Consider the following 24548-nt stretch of genomic DNA (forward strand, 5'->3'; position numbering starts at 1 on the left):
ATAACTATCTTTAGAAAATTGACGAACTGTTTTGAATATGATACAAGAGGTGGAGGGTCAAAATCTCTCATTTAAAGGATGTTATACACTTCTTGGCAAGGTTATATCAATCGGTTATTACAACACTCATATGCATAGAAATACTTATTATATAGCGCTTTATTATTGAATCGAGTTTCTTTAGCCAACTAAGTGTTTACCAAAATTAGCCAAAATCGTTTTAAATTTGGTCATAATCAATCAAATGTCCTCTGCTAATTTAATCTTTCAATCGATATTTAATTCGCCCATCTATATAAAATCAGCAAAAAAAACGTTGCCTTATTGGAACTCCATCCATAGGCAACGTTTTCTTCATATACTATATTTGCGGTCCAATAATCGTCATGCAAAAGATTGAAGCTGGATCAGCGGACTCAAATCTGATATAGAGATTCATCCGCTCACCATGACATCTTTCATTCTTTTAACCAGATCGACTTAACCAGGCATCCAAAAACCAAAGCAGCTTGCCATGATGGATTTTCCAGCTTAACTTGTCTTCTTCAATTCAACATCGTTTTTATTGTTATTTGGAAGTTATCGTTATATAACCATCTTCGCGAAAATTGACATAAGCTTAACTATATGATACAAAAAGTGTTGATTGAGATCTCGAGGTAAACCCATCTTACACAACCCTTAGCGAGGTTAAATAAACAGATTATTACGTCATTAATGTGTACAAAATAAAGAATTGGTGTCTTTTTGTAACAACCATTCATTTCTAGAGTTTACCAGTTGATCAATTAAAGATACATTTAGTTTATTAAATAAAATTTTCATCAAGATAAGTCGTGATTTCAATTAACTTTTCACTTGATATTTACACAAGCATACGTTTAAAATAAATTTCAGTTTAGATGTATCTGAAAGGATGAATCGATTATGACCGATATTCGCATTATCAATACTAAGAACCGTATTCGCATGGGGATGATCAATGCGCTGAAAGAAAAGCCATTGAATGAAGTTACTACGAAAGACATCATCGAAGCAGCTGAAGTCAGTCGTAAAACTTTCTACACCTACTACAACGACCAAAACGATCTGCTCTTCGAAATCGAAAATGCCATGATCTCAGATTTGGTTGAAGGCATGAAGAAAGATCGGGAAGCAGTTACTCAGCTCGACGACACTGCTGACCAGGTTGAAATTGCCAAGCTGGCCGACCAAGCCTTTGTCGAAACCATCAAGGCCTGCGCTAAGCACCGCGAAGTCACCCGGATCCTGCTTTCTGCCAATGGTGACATTAACTTCCTTTCTAAAATCAAAAAGGCCGTTTATAAAGAACTCTTGGCACGGGCACCTAAACTGGTCGTAGCCAACGACCCATCCGTACAGAATCTCAAAAAACAGTTGCCTGTCCGGATTCCGCTTGACTACCTGTTTGAGATCTATGTCGGCTTGATGGTCAATATTATTCAACACTGGCTGACTTCTGAAGACCCAATCTCACAGCGTCAGGTTCGTGGAATTATGGGAGCCGCTCAAATTTTGTCACCACTGCAGCTGCTTGCCTTTTCCGACCTGCCGGAAGATTTGAACGATATTGAAGACTACCAATTCTAAACATACATAAAAGAGCAGCCGCTTAATTGCAGCTGCTCTTTTTGTTGAGTTAACTGATCGTCGGCTAAATCGTTTAACTAGGCTAAATTTATCCAAATTGCGTCAATTAAGCTTTTGAGATTCCCTGTTTTACCAAATCAACTTCCGAAACTCAGTGTATCTAACATATACTGTCTAAACTGTCTCTTCTCATTTATAATAAGAACTAATGTAAGGCTTTTACATTAAACACTTAAGAAGGTGATAAGGCAATAACTGATGTGTATTCCTGTTTCCTTTTTAAAACTTTTTCAAGACTATTGACTGATTGGCGACCCAGCCGACAATGCTTATCCGCCTGCTGAAGCTCAATAGTGTCCAGCTTGGTTTCCCATGATGATCGAACCCAGCTCCCAAACGGTTTGATTAAAGTGATTGATTAGAAATCGTCGAGACTCCCATAAGTATTTTCCCTTTCTCTAATCTTCTCCTCAAGCTGGCCAGATTTCACTTGTTATACTCCCGCAATTATGAAGTCTGCTTCGGTTGATACCATGGAAATATCGACTTCCTATAACCAGTTATTTAACTTTCTTCCGCAACTGGCATTAACCGAATTTAGTTGAGATTCACAGGCTCGCTTTGCCGATACCTTTCAAAGCAAGACGAAACGTACCTCTAATTTTCGCCTTGTTTTAAATCCTCATGTTGAAATGATTGGTGCCACAGTTAGTTTCGTTTACCAATGAGGGCATGATTGGTTGGTTAAGCCTGCTTAGACATCGATCTCCTCTTAGTCTATACCTTTCGATTTTTATAGTGAATTAACTATGAGCGGCTTATCTCTTTGTTAAGGTCGAGAATCATTTTAATCAATCAGGTTCCGTATCCAGCTTGATTGAGCACCTCGTTGAAACACTTCTCGCTTTAGCAATCAGACGCAATCAAAAATCAGTCAACAATAGTAATATTAAAAGGCTGCCAGCTTTCCTGTTGCCTGGCAGTCTTTTTGTTTACCCATTTTTAAGCTGCTGACCGATATTGCAGCAAGTCACCTGGTGTTACGGCTTAGTTGATGGGCCTGTTCGCTTACTCAGTATGTTTGAATATCAAAGGTAACGAGATTTATGAACTTAGCCGTGTGCGCGGAAAACTCGACAATATAACTAGCGTAAAATCTGATGACTCGTTCATCGACTCGGCTCTGCCCTACGAGAAAAGTCAACAACTAGCGTGAAAGCTAATCGTACATTTATTGACTCGGCTCTGTCCTATGAGAAAAGTCAACAACTAGCGTGAAAGCTAATCGTACATTTATTGACTTGGCTCTGCCCTATGAGAAAAGTCAACAACTAGCGTGAAAGCTAATCGTACATTTATCGACTCGACTCTGCTCATGGAATAATCCAACGACTGACAGCAAGCAACTCCCCTATCCGCCAATAACGATAATACTAAATCATTTTATTGAGCCATCTGAAATCAGTTCACGGAAATAATAAACCCATCACTGGTTCAAATCATCTGTCTGAAATCTAGTCTAGCAGTCATAATTTAGCTGCTAGCCGGAAATGTCGTTAATTTACTTCACCTGGTAAATCAGCAACACGCATTATGCAAAAAATCCTGCATAATGACATATGACAAAAATATCATTACCTACTTTTTCTAAAAATCGATGTATAAGTAGGTAAAAATCAATGTATATCGAGTTAGGGATACCTAACATTACCTACTATTTGATGAAAAGCGCTCAATAGTAGGTAATTCACAAAGTCGATCTAGCCCAATCAACTCCTATCAGCTCTTAAATATGCATCTTTACCTACTATTCGGAAAAAAATCGCTTCAAGTAGGTAAAGTTAAGCAAATTGAATATACACTTACCTACTTCTGGCTCAAAATCAGCGAATAGTAGGTAATTGCATAGGGCTTAGCTGGTCAAAGCCTGATTTTCTTCACTAAGTTAGCCGTTTTGCGATGCTCACTAACTCATTTTCATCATTCCCAGGCAAGCCGCCACTATTCCTGCCAAATTACTCCCGGACTTCTCACGCCCATTTCCGACCACTACTCTAGTGATCTCACTTTCCAAGACTCGAACCGGTTAAATTAACCATCAGTCGGCAGTACGATAAAAAGCCTCGTTCCCATCCGTAAAAAATCGCCCGCCCTGCCTTTGACAGCTAGAGCGCGCGATTAAGCATTCTATGATAAATTCAGTTATTTTCCAGTATTAATTACCGGCTGTGTGCCGCGTTCACTAATGATTGCTACCATTATATTGTTAATGACCTGTAAACGCTGCTCATCAGTCAGATTTAAATCAGTTTCCTTGGCCAGCCGCTCCATGGCATCTTCCGTGATTGAGACGGCACCTTCAACGATAATCTTACGTGCTGACAGAATCGCCGCGGACTGTTGTCTTTGCAGCATCGCACTGGCAATTTCCGTGGCATATGCCAAGTGCGTCAGCCGCGTTTCCAAAATCTGCACGCCGGCCACGTTAAGCCGTTCCTGCAGTTCTTGTGTCAAGCGGTCAGAAACTTCAGTCGGATTCCCACGCAGCGTCAGCTTATCCTGCTCATCAAATGTGTCATACGGATATTCGCTGGCAACGTGACGCACGGCAGACTCGCTTTGGATCTCAACAAATTCCTCATAGTCATCAACGTTGAACAGAGCCTGCGCCGTATCAACAACTTTAAAGACTACTACGGCCGCAATTTCAACCGGGTTCCCTTTTGAGTCATTAACCTTCAAAATTTCAGAATTAAAATTGCGCACTCGCAGGGAAATGCTCTCCTTGTCCGTTAACGGCACCGTCATAAACAGGCCGGCATCGCGAATCGTGCCAATATAGTTACCGAAAAAAGTCAGTACTTTAGCTTCATTAGGCTGTACGATCGTCAATGCTGAAGCGCACAGTGCAGCCAGCAAAATCAAAACGACCCCAACTGCCAGTTCTCCATGCTGCTGATCAGCGTAACCGCGATAGCCCAGCCATACTCCTAAAACCGCGACCGCAATGGCAACGATCAATCCCAGATAGCCATTGACGTGAAATGCCTTTTTCTCTTGCATCGTCATCCCTTCTTTCAGATCGATTCTAGAACTATTATAACCTAGAAAGGATTTCCAACAAAATAGCAAACACAACGCTGGATGATTGCTTCCCTTATTGCCGGCTGCTACATGGTCAGTCATTTCTGGCCAAAAAGAAAAACCATCTTTATGAGTTGCAGCTCTAAGATGGTGTTGTACATTCTTAATTCAGTTTAAAGTGTAAGCACTGTCGATTTTCAAGGACATTCGGGCTAACGTGTTCCCTCACGTTAGCCTTTTTGTTTACGCCATAATTATAGCTGATTTCAATCGGCATTGCAATTTGAAAACGCCTTGCCAGACCAGACAAGGCGTTTTACCAATTTTTATTTTACCGCTAAGAATAATCAACGTGCCGCCGTTTAAGCAAATCGCTGTCCCAAAAAGCAGCATTCTTCTTAGGGCGCAGCTGAATTATTCCTAGGACCTACCCAATGCTTTATTCTTGCGTGGAACTAAGGTCATGCGGGATGTCAGCGGACACAGCTTAACGCTTTACTCACCGTGGCTGAAGAACTGAGCAGCTTTAATTGCTCGCTGCCAGCCGTGGTAAAGCTGTTCGGCATCTTCATGTTTCATAACTGGCATAAACTCATCGCCCAGTTTGGAAAGTTCCTTGAGCTCCTCTTGATCATTCCAAAAGCCGACTGCCAGGCCAGCCAGGAAAGCCGCGCCCAGTGCCGTGGTTTCTTCCATTTGTGCTCGTTCAATTGGCGTTTGCAGAATATCAGCCTGGAACTGCATCAAAAAGTCGTTGCGAGAAGCCCCGCCGTTGACCGTCAGCGCCTTTAACGGCAAGTCGGTGTCTTTTACCATCGTATCAACGACATCCCGTGTCTGATAGGCGATCGATTCCAACGTAGCCCGCGTAATGCTTTGGCGATTGGATCCCCGCGTCAAGCCAAACATCGCGCCACGCACTTCTTGATCCCAGTATGGCGCGCCCAGCCCGGTAAATGACGGCACTACATAAACGCCACCAGTTGAGCCGGCTTCAACGGCCATTTTTTCTGACTCGCTGGCCTTGGTAAAGAACTGCAGCCCATCGCGCAGCCATTGAATTGCCGATCCCGCTACAAAGATCGAGCCTTCCAAAGCATAGTTCAATTGTCCGTTCAGCTCATAGGCAATCGTCGTCAGCAGACCATTTTTCGACAGCGTGGCCTCGGTACCGGTATTCATTACGATAAAGGCGCCAGTACCGTAAGTATTCTTGACGGATCCCTTTTCATAGGCAGCCTGACCAAACAAAGCCGCCTGCTGATCACCGGCCATCCCCGCAATCGGAATCTCGACCCCAAAGAAGTGGTAATCGCCCGTATAGCCGTATACTTCTGAATTGGAACGCACGGCCGGCAGCATTTGGCTTGGGATGTCCAGCAGCTGCAAAATGTCTTGATCCCATTGACGCGTGTGAATGTTAAACAGCATCGTCCGACTGGCATTGGTAACGTCCGTGGCGTGCACGCGGCCGCCCGTCAGATTCCACAGCAGCCAAGTATCAATCGTCCCAAACAGCAGATCGCCATTGGCTGCTTTTTCCCGCGCGCCCGGCACGTGATCCAAAATCCATTTGATCTTAGTCGCGGAGAAGTAAGAGTCGACTACCAGACCGGTTTTTTCGTGAATCAGCTCTTTATAGCCATCCTTGATCAGCTGTTCGGCAATGTCGCTGGTCTGCTTGGACTGCCAAACGATCGCATGATAGATTGGCTTGCCAGTGTGCCGATCCCAGATAACCGTCGTTTCCCGCTGATTGGTAATCCCAATCGCGGCAATGCGGTACGGCTTGATCTGTGATTTGATCATGACATCAGAAATTACCGATTGAACGCTATCCCAGATTTCCATGGCATCGTGTTCAACCCAGCCTGGATTAGGGAAGTATTGCGGAAACTCCTGCTGAGCCATTGCAATTTCATGTCCTTGGTGATCAAAGATGATTGCCCGCGAGCTGGTCGTTCCTTGATCAATTGCCATTATATATTGTTCGTCACTCATGAATTTCAATCCTTTCCGTTATGAGTATTGCGCGGTTTGCCTGGGTGCTGCCCATTCGTAAGCTTCCCCAGCATGCCGGCTATTCCCAAGCGTTCGCAAAATTACTAAGCTGTCCAGCTGTCTGGATATGCTGATTGGAGACTCCCCCAACTCAATTTCAGCACGCTTGAGGACGCAAAAAAACCGCTGGCGACCCGAGGCCATTCAGCGGCTAATCGTTTACTTATCGCTGACCATCTTGCCAGCCACACTGTAGCGATCCTTGCGCATTTCGTTTAAAACGATGTGGATTCGTTCTTCAGGAACATTGGCATCCTTAGAAATAGCTGCCGTAACGTCCTTAACCAGGGCCTTTAATTGTTCTTCAGTGCGACCTTCCAACAGATCAATGTGTACCAATGGCATGAAAAATCTCTCCTTTAATCCAATAACTTGGGGCAATCATACCACAATTAACACTGGTTTGGCAACGCTTTACATAGTCTTAAAAACTACTTAATTAATTTTCAAAACTATTCTTTAATGACGTAACTGCCACCTGTCAATAATTTGCCAGCCGGCGTTCAACAGCTAATTTTCTTAAAGATTGCCGCTCAGTCACTCCCGCCCCTTTACTCAAAAACCGCTCAACCAGCCTCAGCCAGTCGAACGGTTCTTCTATTTAATGCTTCTTGATCAACAGCCATGCCGCCCCAGCTGCCAGCATGACGCCAGCCATTTTGTGAAGGTCAGTCTTAACGCCTTTAACCAGGGGCTTTTTGCTTTCCAGAACTACTTGAAAATGTTCGCCGTCATATAATGTCTTTTTCATGATCGACACTTCCTTTTTCAATTGGCTTTTGATTTATGCTTTGCCTTTATTTTACTCCGCATCGCAAGCCATGACGAGCAACAATTGCGCCAAACCTTCTTATTGATAGGCCAAATGACACAATCTTCCATCTTCAAATATCCACTTATTGCTGATCAATCTAAGCAGACTTTTTATTGACCGACTGACCAGATTTTAACATCAAACCGTTTGATCCTAAAACTGTGCAAACAGCTGGTCCATGTCAAGGTTGGCACTGTTAATGTATTTTTGGTTGGTAAACTCGCGAATACCTTCTGCGCCCAGCTCGCGACCATAGCCAGATTCTTTGATCCCGCCAAATGGAATTGCTGGTGAGGCCATCGTTGGCTGATTGATTGAAATTGCGCCGGCTTCAATTCCCGCTGCTACTCGAGCTGCATCGACTACGTTTTCACTGTAGACTGAGCCGCCCAGACCAAATGACGTACCATTGGCCAGTTTCAAAGCTTCTTTTTCATCGTTCCAGCTAAAGATCATCATTACCGGCCCAAAGATTTCCTGCTGGAAGATTGGATTGTCAGCTGTCACGTCAAGCAGCAGGGTTGGCCGAACAAAAGCACTGTCTGCCGGAACTTCAGGACCAATCTCAACTGCCTTGGCACCATTAGCAACGGCCAGTTCAATCTGAGCCTTGACCTTGTTGGCAGCCTTCATCGAACTCAGAGGGCCAAAAGTCGTCGTTTGATCAAGCGGATCGCCGGCTTTCAGCTGAGCTGCCGCCTGCGTTACTCCGCCAATGAAAGCATCATAAAGTGATTCATGCACAAACATCCGCTTGTCGCTGGCACAGACCTGTCCTGAAATCGTCAGTCGGCCAAGCATCGCACCTTGAACGGCTTTTTGCAGGTCGGCATCCGGCAGCACGATCATGGCATCCGAGCCACCCAGTTCCATCACATGCTTCTTCAATGCCCGGCCGGAATTAGAAGCAACTCCACGACCAACCTCAGTACTGCCAGTGATCGTTACGCCACAAATACGTTCGTCTTCAATCAAGCGGTCAGACTGTTCGTAGCTGATAAACAGATTTTGGAAGCATCCTTCAGGCAGGCCAGCGTCTTTTAACAGCTGTTCCATGGCCAGAGCACTTTGCGGACAGTTGGAGGCATGCTTGAGAACGACCACGTTGCCGGCCATCAGTTGAGCTGCCGTTGGACGTGTCATCTGGAAAAATGGAACGTTCCATGGCTCGATTTCATAAATGATTCCCAGTGGCTGATAAATGCCGACCGCGTTGCCAGCCATCTTGTCATCTGTTTTGATAAAGTGAGGCTTCAGCAGTTCCTTTGCATTATCAGCATAGTAGTTCATGATGTCGGCACAGAGATCATTTTCCCAAACAGCGATCTGAAGCGGCTTGCCAGTTTCAATCGTGTTGATGGCACCATACTTCTCCCGGCGTTCCGTCATCAGTTCAGCGGCCCGCTTTAAAACCGCTGCCCGTTCTTCAAATGAAGTTTTGCTCCACTTTTCATATGCAGACTGCGCTTTTTGCAATTTTGCTTCCAATTGAGCGTCCGTTAAGTCGTCAAACGTCTTCAGTACCTCGCCAGTATATGGGTTCGTCGTTTTGTAAGTCATATTAATGTCCTTCTTTCTTTTAAATCATGCTATTAGCTATTCGATGTCATTATCTTAACGGCTACAGCATGAATTTAGAACATCATTTAGCGTCATTGTTTTATCAATTCGTGCCAAAGATATAACCTAAACGTACCCTTGCAACTAGATATCTGCTATCCTGGCCCCCAACATCTATGTCCGGGCCCTACCACATTACAGCAACAGCACGATTGCAGGCTCGATATATCGCCAAAGCATCCATCCCATGTCATGTCACATTACAGCAACGGTATGATTGCCGGCTTGATTTATCGCCAAAGCATCCAGGTCATACCATACTACATTACTGCCACGATATGATTGCCGGCACGGTCTGTCAGCCAAAACATTCATCTCCCGCCATGTCACATTACAGCAATGGTATGATTGCCGGCTTGATTTATCAGCATCCATGCCCGCCCCATTGCTGCCATCGACATCATCGACATTTACATTCAAATTCGTTAACGCTGCGAGTACTCATACCTAGATCAGTTAAGTCAGTATGCTTAAACGACAGATTCGATTTCCTAGCAGTGCGTCGACCGTAGCGATTTTGTGTTAAGTCTGTACGCTTAAATGACAGATGCGACTGCTGGATCGCCAGGCTTGTGAAGAATATCTGGTTTAGACTGGCTGTGGGCCGCTAGTTTACCTACTTCGCGCGGATTTTTAAGCAAAAGTAGGTAAGTGAATATTCGATTTGCTTAACTTTACCTACTTATAGCTCGTTTTTCCGGAATAGTAGGTAAAATTGCATATTTTGGAGCTGATTGGGTCAGACCGACTTTGTGATTTACCTACTATTATCCGTTTTTTATCAAATAGTAGGTAATGTTAGGGATCCCTAACTCAATATACATTAATTTTTACCTACTTATACATCGATTTTTGCAAAAAGTAGGTAATGATGATTTTGTCATATGTTTTATGCATGTTTTTTTGCATAATTCGTGCTGAGAACATTTGCAGACGCTTTTTCCGACACTGATTCATTGATCACACGTCACCATATCCATTGACCAAGCGTTTATGACCGGTTCCGCGCTGAATGCCGTCGTAAGCTTGCTTATGCTATTCTCGATCATTGACTCATCCGAACCCATCACTGTATTTATAACTGGGTTACTGATATTTTTTGTTGCGCCAGTCGCATTCCAGCAGCCTCTTCATCCGCTCCAAAGCCGCCATTATGTCAATACATTCACACTTGGCGATTCGTTAGATAAACAAAAACATATTTAATTTATTAAATCACTTATTTGTTTAGTTTAGCTAACAAACGTTGATATATTGGCATTTGTAAGCTATGACGAAATTATCATATCTAATTATTAATAATTGTTTACCACTGCTTGCAGCAATGCGAATCGTTTCTATAAAAGTGATTTTCTCCTTGACCTAGTTATCACATGAATGATACTTTTTACCAAACGTAAGGGGATGATTACACCATGCTTAGTAAAAACAATCACAATCTGAAAATCAAACAAGCCAGCGATCGCCAATTGCGGTTTTCACTGCGCAAATTCGGTACCGGGATTGCCTCGGTAGCCATCGCCAGCCTGTTCTTTATCGGCAGCAGTGCCACGACGGTCCACGCCGATACCAGTGATGGATCCACGGCGACGACTGTCTTGACAGCCAATTCAACGGATCAATCAACTACTGCTTCCGACGCTTTAACTCAGTCAGCAGCCGCCTCTGATTCCGCTGCTCAGTCAACCACTGCTGACAATGCCAAGGATCAAGCGTCAACCGCGACTGATTCTGCCAACACCGCGACGAGCACGAACAGTTCGACTGCTCAAAGCACTGAGGCTGATCAAACGATTATCAACTCCAAGCAAAACAGTGCCCAGGCGCCTGCAAAGGATAACATTCAGCACGGCATCAACATTACGGCCAACAACCAGACGACTGGATATAACGGCAGCTCAATTTTAAATGCCAATCAATCCGATGGTACTTTCGATGTCAACACGGTCGTTACCAACAATAATTCTGACAGCCGTAAAGTTGAAGAAATCGTCCTGTTGCCAACGTTTACCGCCAACAACTCAACCGACGTCAACATGATCAAGCCAGTTATCGATGCTGACAAGATTGGCAGCGGTATTCAATTTACCTCCTCTACCGGCTCCATGCCAACCGATTTGGAGGTCTACTATGCCATCACGGCCGGCGACTTTGAAACGCTGGATGTGTTAATGCAGAATGCTGATTTCTCCTGGGATCAAGTCGTTGAGATTCAATTCGTTGCTACTCTGCAGGCTGGTCAATCGCTGACGGCCACCGTTCCAATGAAGATTGCCAACCTGGAACAAATGAAAAAGCAGCTGGCAGCACTGGCGGATGGTACTGCCGACAAGGCGCTCGAACAAGACCTGTCCGCACGCAATATGACGTTTGATGAATATTTCTACTACTGGGATGCAGACGGCAATTTCTATTCTGATGACATTCATTCGCTAAACATGCGGCTGGCCGTACCAGCAACCGATACGATCAGCGCCATCCAAAACATCAATGGCAGCTACCACGCCGTTATCAAAAATGCCAACGGTCGCTACCAAGACGCGCCAGCTGAGATTCAAGCAGCCATGCCTAACGTTTCACCAAGCGACGTTACCGTAACCAACTTTACCAATGGCAGCGCGGAAGATACTTTGTTTACCGATGGCTACTTTAGAATCAATGCCATTAATATCTTTAACGCGGTCAAGGATCTTGGCTATACGACCAATATTGCTCCCAACGGCCACGATCTTTGGCAGACTTACAACTACTTCTCTTTCGGCACGACTCATCCGGATGGTTCCGCAACCAAGCTGTATGTAGAAGTGCAGCCAGTCTTCTTGCTGCAGGACGTTACCTTGCCAAGCGGCAGCAGCTGGAATCAAGCGCTGAACCTGCAGCAGAATCCAAGCGTCAAGTTCACCAATCAATCCTCAATGACCGTTACCGAGCAAAAGACACTGGCCTACAGCACGACTGGGGGCGCCGGAACCTACCAAGTCGACACGTCCAATCTGCCGCTGGATTCTGATGGCAACTTAACCACGCCAGGTATCTACAACGTTACCTACATCTACCAAATCAATGATCAAGATAGCGTAACGGCAACCGCGCAAGTTATCGTGCAGGCCGTCAAAACAATTACGCGGACGATTCATTACGTCGATGGCGACAACAACAATCAAGCCGTCGCAGATGATGTCGTACAATCACTGACCTACTACGGAACGCCGACTGATGCCGCGGGAACTGAATTTACCTGGCAAGCAGCTGCCGGTAATGAATTTGCCAGTGTTGACTCTCCCGTGGTTGCCAACATGACGCCGGACCTGACCACGGTAGCTGCCGCAGCGACTGACGAAAACAGCGCCAATGCCGAAATCACAGTCGTCTACCACCATGACCTGACGACTGAAAACGTTGAAAAGACCGTACAGCGGACGATTCACTTTGTTGATGAACAAGGTAATCAGGTTGCCAATGATGTAACTCAAACCGTAACCTTGACCGGCACTAAGTCAACTGATCTGGTTACCGGCAACAGCACAACGGTTTGGAATCAAGGACAGTTTGCCAGTGTAGATGCGCCATCAGTAGCCAACATGACGCCTGAGATTGCCGTTATTGCTGCTGAAACGGTTGATGAAAACAGCACGGATTCTGAAATCAATGTTGTCTATCATGCAACGCCGGCTGTTGATCCAGTTGACCCAACGACGCCTGAAACGCCGGCACCATCAACTCCTGATCAGCCAGCAACGCCTAACACGCCGGCAGCAACATCAGATCAGCCATCATCTGTTTTGAATACGCCGGCTGTTACAGTCACAGCTTCATCAATGAACAACCGCCAAAACACTACCAAAACCAGCCGAAAGACGCTGCCACAAACTGGCAATGAACAGACTGGTTTACTGGCTGCCTTAGGACTTGGCTTGTCCAGTCTGGCACTTTCCTTAACGGGAGCTTTCAAAAAACGTCATAACTAATCTGCCTGCTTGTTGATCTAGCATGGACTCGTTTAAAACCTCATCGCGGAATTGCTCGTGGTGAGGTTTTTGATTTGATTGATGCAATCGTTCCTGGAAGCTTTAAGTAATGCCGCTTGTGATGCAATCGTTCCCGGAAGCCTTAAGTACTGCTGCTTAGATCAGGTTCGCAACAATGAGCGGCCGTTTTTGAACTGCTTAGTCGGGGCCGTTATGCAAAAAATCTTGCATAAAACATATGACGAAACTATCATTACCTACTTTTTACCAAAATCGATGTATAAGTAGGTAAAAGTTAGTGTATATTGAGTTTATATCGAGTTAGGGCTCCCTAACATTACCTACTATTTGATGAAAAAAGCGTAATAGTAGGTAATTCACAAAGTCGGTCTGGCCCAATCAACCCTAAAATATGCATTATTACCTACGATTTGAAGAAAAGCCGTCAAAAGTAGGTAAAGTTGATCCGTTCGAATATACAACTACCTACTTCTGACCTAAAATCGGCGAATAGTAGGTATCTGCAGGAATCAGTGGCTGTTCGTGCTGAATTTCTTCACAATATCAGTCGTTTAACGCCATAATCAGATAACTTTGACAATCGCACAATCAATTAAGCCTGCTTTAATCATTCCCAACTGGTTAAAACTGCCCGCATTGTACTGCCGATGCGTTCAAAGATAATCGCCTTAAAGAAGTAAATATTGGGAGTAAAACGCAACCGTACCTTGGATTCCACTTTATAATGGAAAAGATTGCAACTGTGCTCTGGATGATCATGCACTTACGATCAACTGGGTCACGTTCCCACATCATCCCTTAACACCGCTGAATCTAATTGACGATCACGGCACAAGCCAGCTGGAACCAAAAGCAATCCAAACGCCACCGTCAAGACTCAATCGGAAACTGCGCCAATAAAAAACTGCCTTCAGATCGCTCTGAAAGCAGTTGGTGCCGATAACATCCGGCCTGATTTATTCCATTTCCGTTAAACCAGCTTGACGACGGCCGCGATTAAACCATGGCGAAACCGTAAAAGCCAGAATGTCATTGACCACATAGATCAAACTGTTAATTGCCATTGCCAGCGTAGCATCCCCTTGCGCAAAGGTCACGCCCCAAAGAATCAGCTGGAAGATCCCAGAAGCCAGCCACCAGTAGTATTGGTTATTGTAGCGCATAAAGCACATGATCCCTGCAGTCAGACTGATGGCAAAACTGATGGCATCGATCCATGGCCGCGGATCATTAGTGAAACTGCAAATCAGGTAACCACTGATAGCGTAGACCAGCAGCGTACCAATAATGGCTACGATCCATTGTTTGGTTCCGAAACGGCGCAGATGATTTTTAGTGTCATCGTTCCAGCTGCGTACGGCAAAGATCACCGGCAGATCAAGCGTCAATACATAGGCAATCTGTTCAAAAATCGACAGGTAGTTCTTCGCTGCCAAACCCGCGTAGATAAAGCAGGCAGCCGAGATCAGCCCCAGCCAGCCATTAATCGCCTTGGTAGCATTGATGGCCAATACGCACAGCGTCCCCAAGATCGTGCCGATAAACGTGATCAGCGTGACCGACGTAACCTTGCTGCTGATCAACAAAGCCAGCTGAAAGCCCAGGGCAAAGAAAAACAGCAGATAGTTCTGCATTGGCCACCCTTTCAGTTGATTGAACAGCCAGACAAAGTAGTTTTCATTACGTTCCATGAATCGATTCTCCTTTTTCTCAGTAGCTTTTACCACGCGAACTGCGCGGCTGCTTATCCGTGGGGCGACCCCCACCTCGGTTGACAAGAAGTGCTCGGTTTCTCGCCAGCTGTCTTATTTTACGGGCCCATAAAATAAAACAAATCAGCCGTTTTGGCTTTGAGCAACTTGTATATCCTACCAAAAGATCGATTCACTTGCCAATGCAAATTTCTTTATCTATCTTAAACAAAATCACGCTAAAGTATCTATTTAACCGTAACGACTGCGCTTACCAAAAATAAATAAAAAATTTTTGACTAGCCGTTTTGCGTCGTTTGATTAAAGGATCGATAAGGCGTCCAGCAATCTAGACCTCCGCTTTTATTAATCAGCCAAATTCGAAGGGGCGTTCATTGCTGCAATCTAGTTCATCCGAAACTGGAATTGACTGACGGAAGCATTCGGTAATTCGAGCGCGAAAACATCAGCTGCAAATGGCGCTGGTTCTTTAGTACGCTTTCGGACACGATCTGGTGCAGCTGCCGAATTATATTCATTAGGCGAGGCCGCGCTGAGTTCTTCGTGACGCGTCATCGTGGCTAGAGCGCCCAATCTTAAAATCAGCTGATGGGATTTGGCATAGTCTTTATTAATGATGGTTACCGTCAATTGGCCCTGCTTGATGGTTGCCATGACATCAAGTTTTTCACTGTTCATTGCCGGCAGTTGAATCACTCGCCCATTTTGATGCCGCTGATACATGACAAAGACATCATAGTTTGGCGTCATGATCGTCTTTTCATCTTCAGTCAAAAACAATGCATTCAGCACGTTGACCGACTGTGCTACCGTAGCCATTTTCACCAGATCACAGTGACGCTGCAAGACATTGAGCGTAATCGCAGTTGCCACTGCATCCCGCATTGTTACCTGCTGTTTTAATGCCGGTTTGGCGGTAAAAGCATCTCGGTGCCAGACTCCCCATTCACCGACGATCAGTTCCAGTTTGCTCAGACGCTGATCCATACTTGACTCCGGCGTTGGCATTTTCGCAAGCCCTTGATTAATCAGTTCTCCTTGTTGAACGATTACTTCTTCAATCTCACCAGCCCCTTTAACTACTCGATCCCAGCTCTGCTTATCAAATTCAGTTGGTGTATCGTCGTTAGCCAGATTCCAATTATAGTAATGCATGTCGAGGCCTTGAATCGATGGCTGTCGATACCTTGCCAGCTCTTTCAACAGATCGCGCGTCCAGTTCACGCGTTCGATCGGTTTGTTGCCATCGGGTCCGGAAGCAATTCGATAGATCTGTTCCTTATCAAAGAGATCATGCTTAAAGCTCGGCATAGCGGTCGCAAACTCACGATACTTGGCTGCATAGGCCGTGGGAGTCATAAAGCCGCCGCCTGCCCAGACCTCATTGCCAATCCCCCAGTACTTAACGTGATAAGGTGCCGGATGTCCATTTTGAGCACGCAGTCTTGCCAGATCGGTGCCCGACTCTCGATTGCAGTACTCCATCCAGTCTTTCATTTCCTGAACCGTGCCGCTCATCAGATTGATATTGATCCACGGTTCTGCACCAACCAGTTCGCAAAATTCCATAAACTCGTCCGTGCCGAATTGATGATCATCCCTGGTAAACGTACCAAAATTTTCATTAAAGGTGATCGGCCGCTGCTTGCGTGGACCAATTCCATCCCGCCAATGATATGAGTCTGCATAACAGCCGCCTGGCCAGCGAATTACTGCTGGGTGCAGCGCCTGCATCTTTTCGACGATCGTCTTGCGAAAGCCATGAATATTGGGAATCTTTGAATCCGGACCAACCCAGATTCCTTGATCAATACATTCACCCAAAAACTCGATAAACTGCCCGTGTAGCTTAGGGTCAACGATTCCCAGCGTTTGATCGATATCAATTGATAGTTCCATAAGCGACTTACCTACCCTTTCTAAGTTGTCAAAAAATGCTTGCTTTTGATAACGGTTTCAGCATAAGCTATCAATATGGTTTTTAATATCAAAAAACAACGCAAGGTATCAAAAAAGTAAGGTGATCTTATGCAGCCATTGCAATTAACGCTCGACTATTTTCAAAGAGTCCATCACTGCCCAATCTCAAACTGGCAAAAAAGCAATCACTGCTGGGCCCCGAAAATCAAGAATCCTGCCACCCCGCTGAACAGCGATTTTGACGTCGACCGGCTTGGCAGTCAATGCCACACTGATATCCCACTGATTACGGGCACGCACGGCAAAATCATCGTGCTGATCAAGTTAAATTGGCAAAAGCTAATCTTAATCGGACCTGTCAGCGCTGATCAAATCAGTGAACCGCAGCAAACTTTTCTGGAAGGCGTGTGTCTGATTCAGAATCTGATTTCAGCGACTGATCTACATGCCAGCGATCTGATCAGTCAAACCCGCTATTTTCAAGAATTGCGGCAAACCCAGCAAAAAAGTGCGGCTCGGCACCTGTTTAACGCGCATGAAGCCAACTTTCGCCATAATCCTTATGACGAAGAGCAGCGCGAACTCAGTGCCATTGCAGCGGGCAACGAAGAACAGCTGAAAAAGGCGTTAAATGAAAGCTTCACCGGCTCATATGGCACTCTTGCGCAAAATCCGCTCCGCTCTTTTAAGAACCTGGCCATTGTCGATCTGGGCCTCATCGCCAGGGCAGCAATTAAAGGCGGGATGAACTATGAAGATTCTTTTTCGCTTAATGATGCCTATATTCAGTCCATCGAAAATGCTCGGACGGCTGATGAGGTTTATTCAATTACGGTTAACGGCAAGTTTGAATATCTGCGGCTGGTCAAAAAGATTCAGCAGCAGTCACTGGCCAGCGATCATCCCTTAGTTCAGCGCGTCAAGGCCGAGGTTGCCGTTCATTTGCACGAGCCGTTAACGGTAGCCGCTCTCGCCAGACATCTGCACGTGACTCCCAACTACTTATCAGCACTCTTCAAAACGACGACCGGGATGCCGCTTAAATCCTATCTCAATCTGTGTAAAATCAATGCCTCGCAAAATGAGTTGGTGTATTCCTCACTGTCAATCAGCCAAATTGCAGTAAACTACGCCTTTGCCTCCGCCAGTCATTACGATCAGACTTTTAAGAAAATCTGCGGTGTCAGTCCACGACGCTACCGTCAGCTGCACCAAAAGTTTGAATAAAAAACAGTTTGACCACTGTTTTAATTGCAAGTTTAGGCGAGCAATCGAAAAATGGCTGGCTGATTTGAACTATGTCAGTCGCTTGGATATCAATTACAGCCGCATCCCGATTCAAGCGATGCGGACCTTGCTGAATCAAGCCAACTAAGCTAATGATTTAAATAATATATAAAAGGACCCGCCAAAATCGACGAGTCCTTTTTATCTGGTTAATTATTATCAGCCTTTTTTAATGCTGCCGCTCATGGCATCCCCATAGATCGGCGTTGGCAGGCCAAAGCCACCGGCAACCGTAATCAGCTCACCCGTTACATAGCGCGCCTTATCGCTGGCCAGGAAAGCAACCATATTGGCAATATCCACTGGCTTAACGACCTCATTTAACGGCACGTGTTTTAAGAAGCCATCCAAGAAGCTCTTTGACATGTTCTGCAAGGCGCCATCCGTACCAACAAAACCAGGCAGTACCGCGTTGGCCCGAATCTTATCCCGCGCATACTCAACGGCTGTCTGTTTGGTCAGCGAGTTGATGGCTGCCTTTGAGACGCCATATGCCAAGCGGCTGATATCTGGCGTCGTACCGGCAACTGATGAAATATTGATGATGTTGCCGCCGCTTTCCTGCTCGCGCATTACTTTAACGGCATATTTGGAAGTGTAATAAACGCTTGCGATGTTTTTGTCAACGATATCAAAGAAGGTCTGACTGTCGCCATCAACCAAAGTCGTATCTTTTTTAACATCCGTCGTGCCAAAGTTATTGACCAGAATGTCCAAATGACCCGCGTCTTGCACTACTTCTTGAATCATGGGTGCATAGGTTGCAAAGTCAAACGCATCATAAAAAACGCTGCGGAAGTTTTCATTTTGCTCATGCAGCTGGGCGGTTAGCTGACGGTTCTTTTCACTGTCCCGCACAGCCATATAAACAATGGCGCCCTGCTCAACCAGCTTTTCGGCAATTGCCAGGCCAATGCCGCGACTGGCTGCCGTAACGATCGCCGTTTTATTTTCCAAGTCTTTAGTCATCATAAATTCCTCCTTATCCTTGCAGACAGGTAATCAACAACAACTTTTAAGGATATCCTAGGACGGCATTGAGCAACTCATCGCTAAATAAACCGTCTTTTTGATATTGGAGAAAAGTATAACACCTTTAACAAAATAATAACTTATTTTTTGTTAAATTCGATAAAAATATACTTTAGATTAACTAATTTTAATGAATGTTTCTTTAAAAAACGTTTTCATTTGTGTTATATTCTTTCATGGTCACACAGACTGCATTTTGTTTTTTGCCATAAGTTGATTATTAAGTAATTCATTATTTAACGATTAATTGATAAATGTTATCAAAATGGCAACCAATCAGAATGTGACAATAATAAAGACAGAAATTCGAAAAGGAGATTGTATCTTGAAAGAAATTGACGCAAGCGAAATTCTGCACCGACCCTTTGCCTCCACCTTTTTAAACCGGATCGGGCATGGCATCGTTGTCGGACTGGCAACTGGTCTGATCGTGACCACCTTTCGCAAAATCATTGACACAACGCTGCAGGGACTCAACGTTATCTATCCTTATATGCGAACTCATTATCTGGTGCTGGGCGCCTATCTGATCGGTACGCTTGTTTTATGGCTGATAATGGCGCGTCTGTTGAAAAATCATCTATTTGACATCGTTGGCTCGGGAGTACCGCAAGTTGAAGACGTTTTACATGATGAACATTGGATGTCTTGGTGGTCAGTGCTATGGCGCAAATACGTGCTTGGTCTGATGGCAATCTGCCCGGGGCTGTTCCTTGGCCGGGAAGGACCCTGCATTCAGATGGGAGCAGCAGTTGGTCAAGGACTGGCGGAAAAATGCTTCAAGTCTTCGCATCAGGAAACCAAAGCCATGATCGCCTGTGGCATTGCGGCTGGACTTTCCGCGGCATTCTCAGCCCCATTAGCCGGTGCGCTTTTCTTGTTGGAAGAAATCACCTACACCTTTGAATCGCAGACCTGGCTGACGGCTTTAACTGCCGCCATTGCTTCTGATTTCGTTACCCTGCTCTTTTTTGGCACGCGGCCCTGCATGTGGCTGCCCGTCGTTGATCGTCTGTCGCCCGCTGCCTACCTGCCCCTGGCTGGATTCGGCATTTTGCTGGGCATCCTCGCCTGGTTTTACCAATATTGTCTGATTAATATTCATTGTTGGTATGGCAAGATTTCCTGGCTGCCAAGAAATCGGCGCGCGATCATCCCCTTGCTGCTGGTGGTTCCAATCGGCTTGTGGGATGCCAGCATGCTGGGCGGCAGTCACGTTTTTGTTGAGGTCATCGCCCAGCTGCCGCGTCATGTGCACGGATTTCAAGCGATGATGATGCTTTTAGGAGTTTATTTCATAATTCGATTCGTCTTTTCAATGGTTTCTTATGGCGCAGCCGTTCCAGGCGGGATTTTCATGCCAATCCTGGTACTGGGCGCAATTTTAGGTGGCTTGGCTGGCTGCTTGATGATTCACTTTGGCCTCATTCCTGCCAAAGCCTACATCAATCTGGTGGTCATTGGCATGGCTGCTTATTTTGGCGCAATTGAAATGGCCCCGTTTACCGCCATCTGTCTTTTAACTGAAATGGTCGGTACGGTTCAGCAGATTCTGCCAATGCTGCTGGTTACGTTCATTGCCTACACAGTCAACGATCTGTTAGGGGGACGGCCAATCTATGGCGCGCTGCGTGAACAGATGGCTCCCCAGGCTGCACAAGAACGGAATGCCAAAGCCGGCAACCTTAATTATTGAATTAATTCGATTGGTTTCATCGCAAATAATCACCTAATCAACTTTAGATATTTAACAAATGAAAGTCATCAGAAATTTTTTGAAAAAGTTTTTGATGGCATTTTTTGTTCATTTTCTAGTTCACCACTAAACAAAAACAACACTTGTTTCAAAGAGCAGGCGACTAAAGTAATCGAAAAACTTTACGAACGTTCGCATGTCTAAATAATCAAATTCTTGTTCAATTGTTCAGTTAGCAATTATCGAACGTTCGTTACATTTCGGCGTTATTGTTCGTGATTCATTTGATAAACAAAGCTGTATTAGGTAGATAGTACGGTTTACAAACTAACGATAACAGGATATGATAAGGCCACGTTCGAACGGAGAGTTGATTTTACATTTGGCAAAGAGAGAAAGAGGCTAAAATCATGGTTCAATTTGACACGATCGAAACTGCACTGCAACAACTGCAAAATGGCGGCTACGTAATTCTTTCCGACAATGAGGATCGCGAAAACGAAGGCGATCTGGTGGCTTTGGCTGACCGCATCACTCCCGAAACGGTCTACGAAATGCTGCACGAAGCCAATGGTCTAATGTGCGTACCAATCACCATCCAGCGAGCACATGAACTGGGCTTTACCAAGATGGTCGAACACAGTACTGATCCTCACCAAACGCCATTTATGACGACCACGGATGGCACTTTTGAGGCAACCGGCGTCACGACCGGCGTTTCCGCATTTGACCGCGCGGCTACGATCAACCGCATTGCCAACCCGGCTGCCAAGCCAACCGACTTTAATCACCCTGGTCACATCCAACCGCTTTATGCTTTGGACGGCGGGCTGCGCAAGCGAATCGGCCATACTGAGGCTTCAGTTGACCTGGCATATCTCGCTGGTGCTCAGCCAGCTGCCGTGATTATTGAAGTGCTTAAAGAAGATGGCCACATGGCTCGCCGCGACGATCTGGCAGAAATGGCCAAGCGCGTCAACGTTCCTTACATTACCATCAATCAAATCATCGAATACATGGATGCTCACAACATCAAAGAGGCCAGCGACCTGCAAACTGCCCCGGTTCAAGGCTAAGCCGACTTTTCAATCTCAAAATAAAACTCCCCGCTTGACTGCGAGGAGTTTTGTTGTATTTGAGGAGATATTGATACTATTTCAGCATACTTGAGCAAAACGATCTCAGCCCACGATTGTTGATCTTTTGCATATGCTGTTTTTTTAGGAAAAATGTCAATTAAGGAGATCAATCAAGACTGTTTTAAGCGCCCCAGACTTCTTCGGCAATGCTCTTGACTAAGGCAATCTTAGCCCACTGCTGTTCTTCAGTCAGAATGTTGCCCTCTTCAGTTGAAGAGAAGCCACATTGCGTACTCAGACATAATTTGTCCAGATCATGGTACTGCGCAGCTTCTTGAATGCGGTCCAAGATTACCTGCCGATCTTCCAATTCACCAGATTTGGAGGTTAACAGACCCAGCACCACGTATTTATCAGCTGGGACCTTCGCCAAGGGTTCAAAACCGCCCGCCCGCTCTGAATCGTATTCCAGATAAAAGGCAGTTACATTTTCTTTCGCCAGTACATAATCAGCAACAGGACCATAACCGCCCTTGGTTGCCCAAGTGGAGTGGTAGTTGCCACGGCAGACATGCGTAGTCACGACCAAATCAGCTGGCAGGTTTACCAAGGCATCATTGTTGATCTTTAAGAGCTGTTCTTGCAACAGTTCACGGCTTTGACCCTCTTCTGCAAACAAATGCCAGAATTCGTTGTCCGCAATTGAGCCCCAGGTACAGTCGTCCAGTTTCAAGTCACGACAGCCGGCATCATATAAAGCTAAAATCAGATCATGGTAAGCTTGCGAAACGTCTTTGGCCAATTCTGCCTTGGATGAGTAATATTCAGCGATTGCCTCGGTCTTCCCCTCACCCAATACTAATTCTTCATAACATTGTGCCGGTGCCGGAATGCTTTGGCGTGGAATCAGATCCGTGCCATCCGTTAGACTCTTGAGATATTTGAAGGCTTCCAGATCGGGATGCGTGCCGTTAAAGCGAACCTTGCCTGTCACAGCCGCTGAATCTGCACGAGTTTCTTCACCATGGAAAAAGTAGCCATGCTCTGGATTCGTGTGTGCGATGCCTTCAAAGCCCCAGAACGTGTCCAGGTGCCACCAAGAACGCCGGAACTCGCCATCCGTAACTGCGTGCAGACCTGCTTGCGCCTCTTTTTCGACCAGTTCCTTGATACACTTGTCTTCAACTTTTTTCAGTTCGTCATGGTCAATTTCATGATTGGCAAATTTTTCCCGGGCTGCCTTTAGTTCGGCTGGGCGCAGGAAACTGCCCACAATGTCATAACGGAATGGTGAAGTCGTGCGGTTGGTAAAAGTTAAGGTTTGTGATTGCGTCATATGTGATAACTTCCTTTCGAAAATGCTTGTTTGGCAGGACTTCTCAGGAAATCAAAAATCCCTGGGAAAAGCACATCTTGCACTTTCTCCCAGGGACGTTGACTGCTTATTCAACGTGTTACCACCCTGATTCAGCTAGACCTCACAATCTAGCCCTTACTGAGTACTCTAAAAATTAGAAGACCCGGACCGTGATATCGGACGTCACCCCGCGGCCGGCTTACCAAACGGCTCGCCCACCGACTTGCTCCAAGACCATCTTCATCGCGTTTTACGATCCCGGCTCTCACCTAACCCGGTTCTCTTTAAGGGTTGCCCGCGACTACTCATCTCTTCTAAGCAATTTCTAATTTTGTTGTGATTATAATACTTGGTATAACGATAAATGTCAACCATTATTCTAAAAATTATTAGATTCCATCAAGATGAGATTAAAAAGCTTTAATTTAGAAGCGATATTTTCTGGTTTAGGAAGCATGCATCATAATAAAGTCGAATACGCGCGTTGGCAAAATGGCGTGGGCAAATACCAATGGCTTGGCCCCGAACCCAATCAGATAGCGTGGCTTAGGGCGTCGCGCATTAACTGCCTTGACGGTCGCCTTAACGACTACCTGAGGCTTGCTCATCATGTTGCCATTATATTGCTTGTGCATCCCTTCAGCGACCTTAAGCGCAGTCTTTTCATAAGCGCCGCCCTTAGCTGAGGCAGCGAGATGATCAGCCGCAATGTGTCCCCAGTCAGTCTTGATGCCGCCTGGTTCGATCAAAATTACGTCGATGCCAAACTGCTTTACTTCCATTCGCAGGGCATCGCTAAAAGCTTCAACGGCATATTTGGTTGCATGGTACCAACCACCCATAAACGATACCAAGCGGCCACCCATCGATGATACATTGATGATTTTACCTGAGTGTTGTGCACGCATGTAAGGCAAAACGTTTTTTGTCAAAGCTGCCAAGCCAAACAAGTTGACATCAAATTGGCGCTTGGCCTCTGCCAGATCAACGTCTTCAATCGCGCCGTAACTGCCATAGCCTGCATTGTTAACCAGGACATCAATCCGGCCTTCCTTGGCAATAATTTCGGCAATGGCAGCCTTATTCGATGCTTCATCAGTAATGTCCAGCTTCAGTGGCGTTACCCCATATTCCTTTAAGGCAGCCATTTTTTCAACCCGACGCGCGGCACCATAAACTTTATCGCCTTGCTGTGCTAAAGCCTTTGCCGTCTCAAAACCCATTCCGCTGCTGGCACCCGTTACCAAGATCACTTTGTTACTCATAATTAACCTCCATTTGCTTAA

Annotated in this window: 15 protein-coding genes; 5 read left to right on the plus strand and 10 right to left on the minus strand. The window is 45.5% G+C overall.

What is annotated here, in order from left to right:
- Nucleotides 1-927: 927 nt before the first annotated feature.
- Nucleotides 928-1611, plus strand: a complete 684-nt coding sequence (locus ABC765_RS07200) for a TetR/AcrR family transcriptional regulator (protein ID WP_347980061.1) — start codon at nt 928-930, stop codon at nt 1609-1611.
- A 2202-nt stretch (nt 1612-3813) separates the two neighbouring features.
- On the opposite strand, the gene ABC765_RS07205 is transcribed toward ABC765_RS07200, so the two are convergent.
- The 5 genes from ABC765_RS07205 to ABC765_RS07225 form a co-directional block, all read right to left on the minus strand.
- Complete coding sequence (locus tag ABC765_RS07205) at nt 3814-4674, minus strand: SPFH domain-containing protein (RefSeq protein WP_347980062.1); 861 nt, start codon at nt 4672-4674, stop codon at nt 3814-3816.
- Between the two features lie 516 nt (nt 4675-5190).
- Nucleotides 5191-6696, minus strand: a complete 1506-nt coding sequence (gene glpK / locus ABC765_RS07210; protein WP_347980063.1) for a glycerol kinase GlpK — start codon at nt 6694-6696, stop codon at nt 5191-5193.
- Between the two features lie 219 nt (nt 6697-6915).
- Complete coding sequence (locus ABC765_RS07215; protein WP_006499107.1) at nt 6916-7101, minus strand: 2-hydroxymuconate tautomerase; 186 nt, start codon at nt 7099-7101, stop codon at nt 6916-6918.
- Between the two features lie 256 nt (nt 7102-7357).
- Complete coding sequence (locus ABC765_RS07220) at nt 7358-7507, minus strand: hypothetical protein (protein ID WP_155403341.1); 150 nt, start codon at nt 7505-7507, stop codon at nt 7358-7360.
- A gap of 216 nt (nt 7508-7723) precedes the next feature.
- The gene (locus tag ABC765_RS07225; protein ID WP_347980064.1) at nt 7724-9130 is read right to left on the minus strand and encodes an aldehyde dehydrogenase family protein; all 1407 of its coding nucleotides are present in this window, start codon (nt 9128-9130) and stop codon (nt 7724-7726) included.
- A gap of 1475 nt (nt 9131-10605) precedes the next feature.
- On the opposite strand from ABC765_RS07225, the gene ABC765_RS07230 reads away from it, so the two are divergent.
- On the plus strand, nt 10606-13158 hold the full coding sequence (locus ABC765_RS07230) for a YSIRK-type signal peptide-containing protein (RefSeq protein WP_347980065.1): 2553 nt from the start codon (nt 10606-10608) through the stop codon (nt 13156-13158).
- A gap of 977 nt (nt 13159-14135) precedes the next feature.
- Here the strand turns inward: ABC765_RS07230 and pnuC are convergent.
- Nucleotides 14136-14870 carry a nicotinamide riboside transporter PnuC gene (pnuC, locus tag ABC765_RS07235; RefSeq protein ID WP_347980066.1) on the minus strand — a complete coding sequence of 245 codons (735 nt, stop codon included), beginning with the start codon at nt 14868-14870 and terminating at the stop codon, nt 14136-14138.
- 405 nt (nt 14871-15275) lie between these two features.
- Nucleotides 15276-16790, minus strand: a complete 1515-nt coding sequence (locus ABC765_RS07240) for an alpha-L-arabinofuranosidase C-terminal domain-containing protein (protein WP_347980067.1) — start codon at nt 16788-16790, stop codon at nt 15276-15278.
- Nucleotides 16791-16919: 129 nt separating this feature from the next.
- Here ABC765_RS07240 and ABC765_RS07245 point away from each other — a divergent pair, with 129 nt between their 5' ends.
- A complete protein-coding gene (locus ABC765_RS07245; protein WP_347980068.1) occupies nt 16920-18038 on the plus strand; it encodes a helix-turn-helix domain-containing protein in 1119 nt (372 codons plus the stop codon).
- Between the two features lie 219 nt (nt 18039-18257).
- On the opposite strand, the gene ABC765_RS07250 is transcribed toward ABC765_RS07245, so the two are convergent.
- Nucleotides 18258-19067 (minus strand): SDR family NAD(P)-dependent oxidoreductase, encoded by an 810-nt coding sequence (locus ABC765_RS07250; RefSeq protein WP_270635736.1) that lies wholly within the window; start codon nt 19065-19067, stop codon nt 18258-18260.
- Between the two features lie 388 nt (nt 19068-19455).
- Here ABC765_RS07250 and ABC765_RS07255 point away from each other — a divergent pair, with 388 nt between their 5' ends.
- Both ABC765_RS07255 and ribB read left to right on the plus strand, forming a co-directional pair.
- Nucleotides 19456-20826 (plus strand): ClC family H(+)/Cl(-) exchange transporter, encoded by a 1371-nt coding sequence (locus ABC765_RS07255; protein WP_376752301.1) that lies wholly within the window; start codon nt 19456-19458, stop codon nt 20824-20826.
- A gap of 410 nt (nt 20827-21236) precedes the next feature.
- Entirely contained in the window at nt 21237-21902 is a 666-nt protein-coding gene (gene ribB / locus ABC765_RS07260) for a 3,4-dihydroxy-2-butanone-4-phosphate synthase (RefSeq protein WP_376752302.1), read from the plus strand.
- 184 nt (nt 21903-22086) lie between these two features.
- Here ribB and ABC765_RS07265 read toward each other — a convergent pair whose 3' ends face one another.
- Both ABC765_RS07265 and ABC765_RS07270 read right to left on the minus strand, forming a co-directional pair.
- Entirely contained in the window at nt 22087-23241 is a 1155-nt protein-coding gene (locus ABC765_RS07265; protein ID WP_347980069.1) for a 5-methyltetrahydropteroyltriglutamate--homocysteine S-methyltransferase, read from the minus strand.
- Nucleotides 23242-23708: 467 nt separating this feature from the next.
- Nucleotides 23709-24527, minus strand: a complete 819-nt coding sequence (locus ABC765_RS07270) for an oxidoreductase (RefSeq protein ID WP_347980070.1) — start codon at nt 24525-24527, stop codon at nt 23709-23711.
- Nucleotides 24528-24548: the final 21 nt, after the last annotated feature.

It is taken from the genome of Limosilactobacillus sp. WILCCON 0051 (assembly GCF_039955095.1).
Classification (GTDB): domain Bacteria; phylum Bacillota; class Bacilli; order Lactobacillales; family Lactobacillaceae; genus Limosilactobacillus; species Limosilactobacillus allomucosae.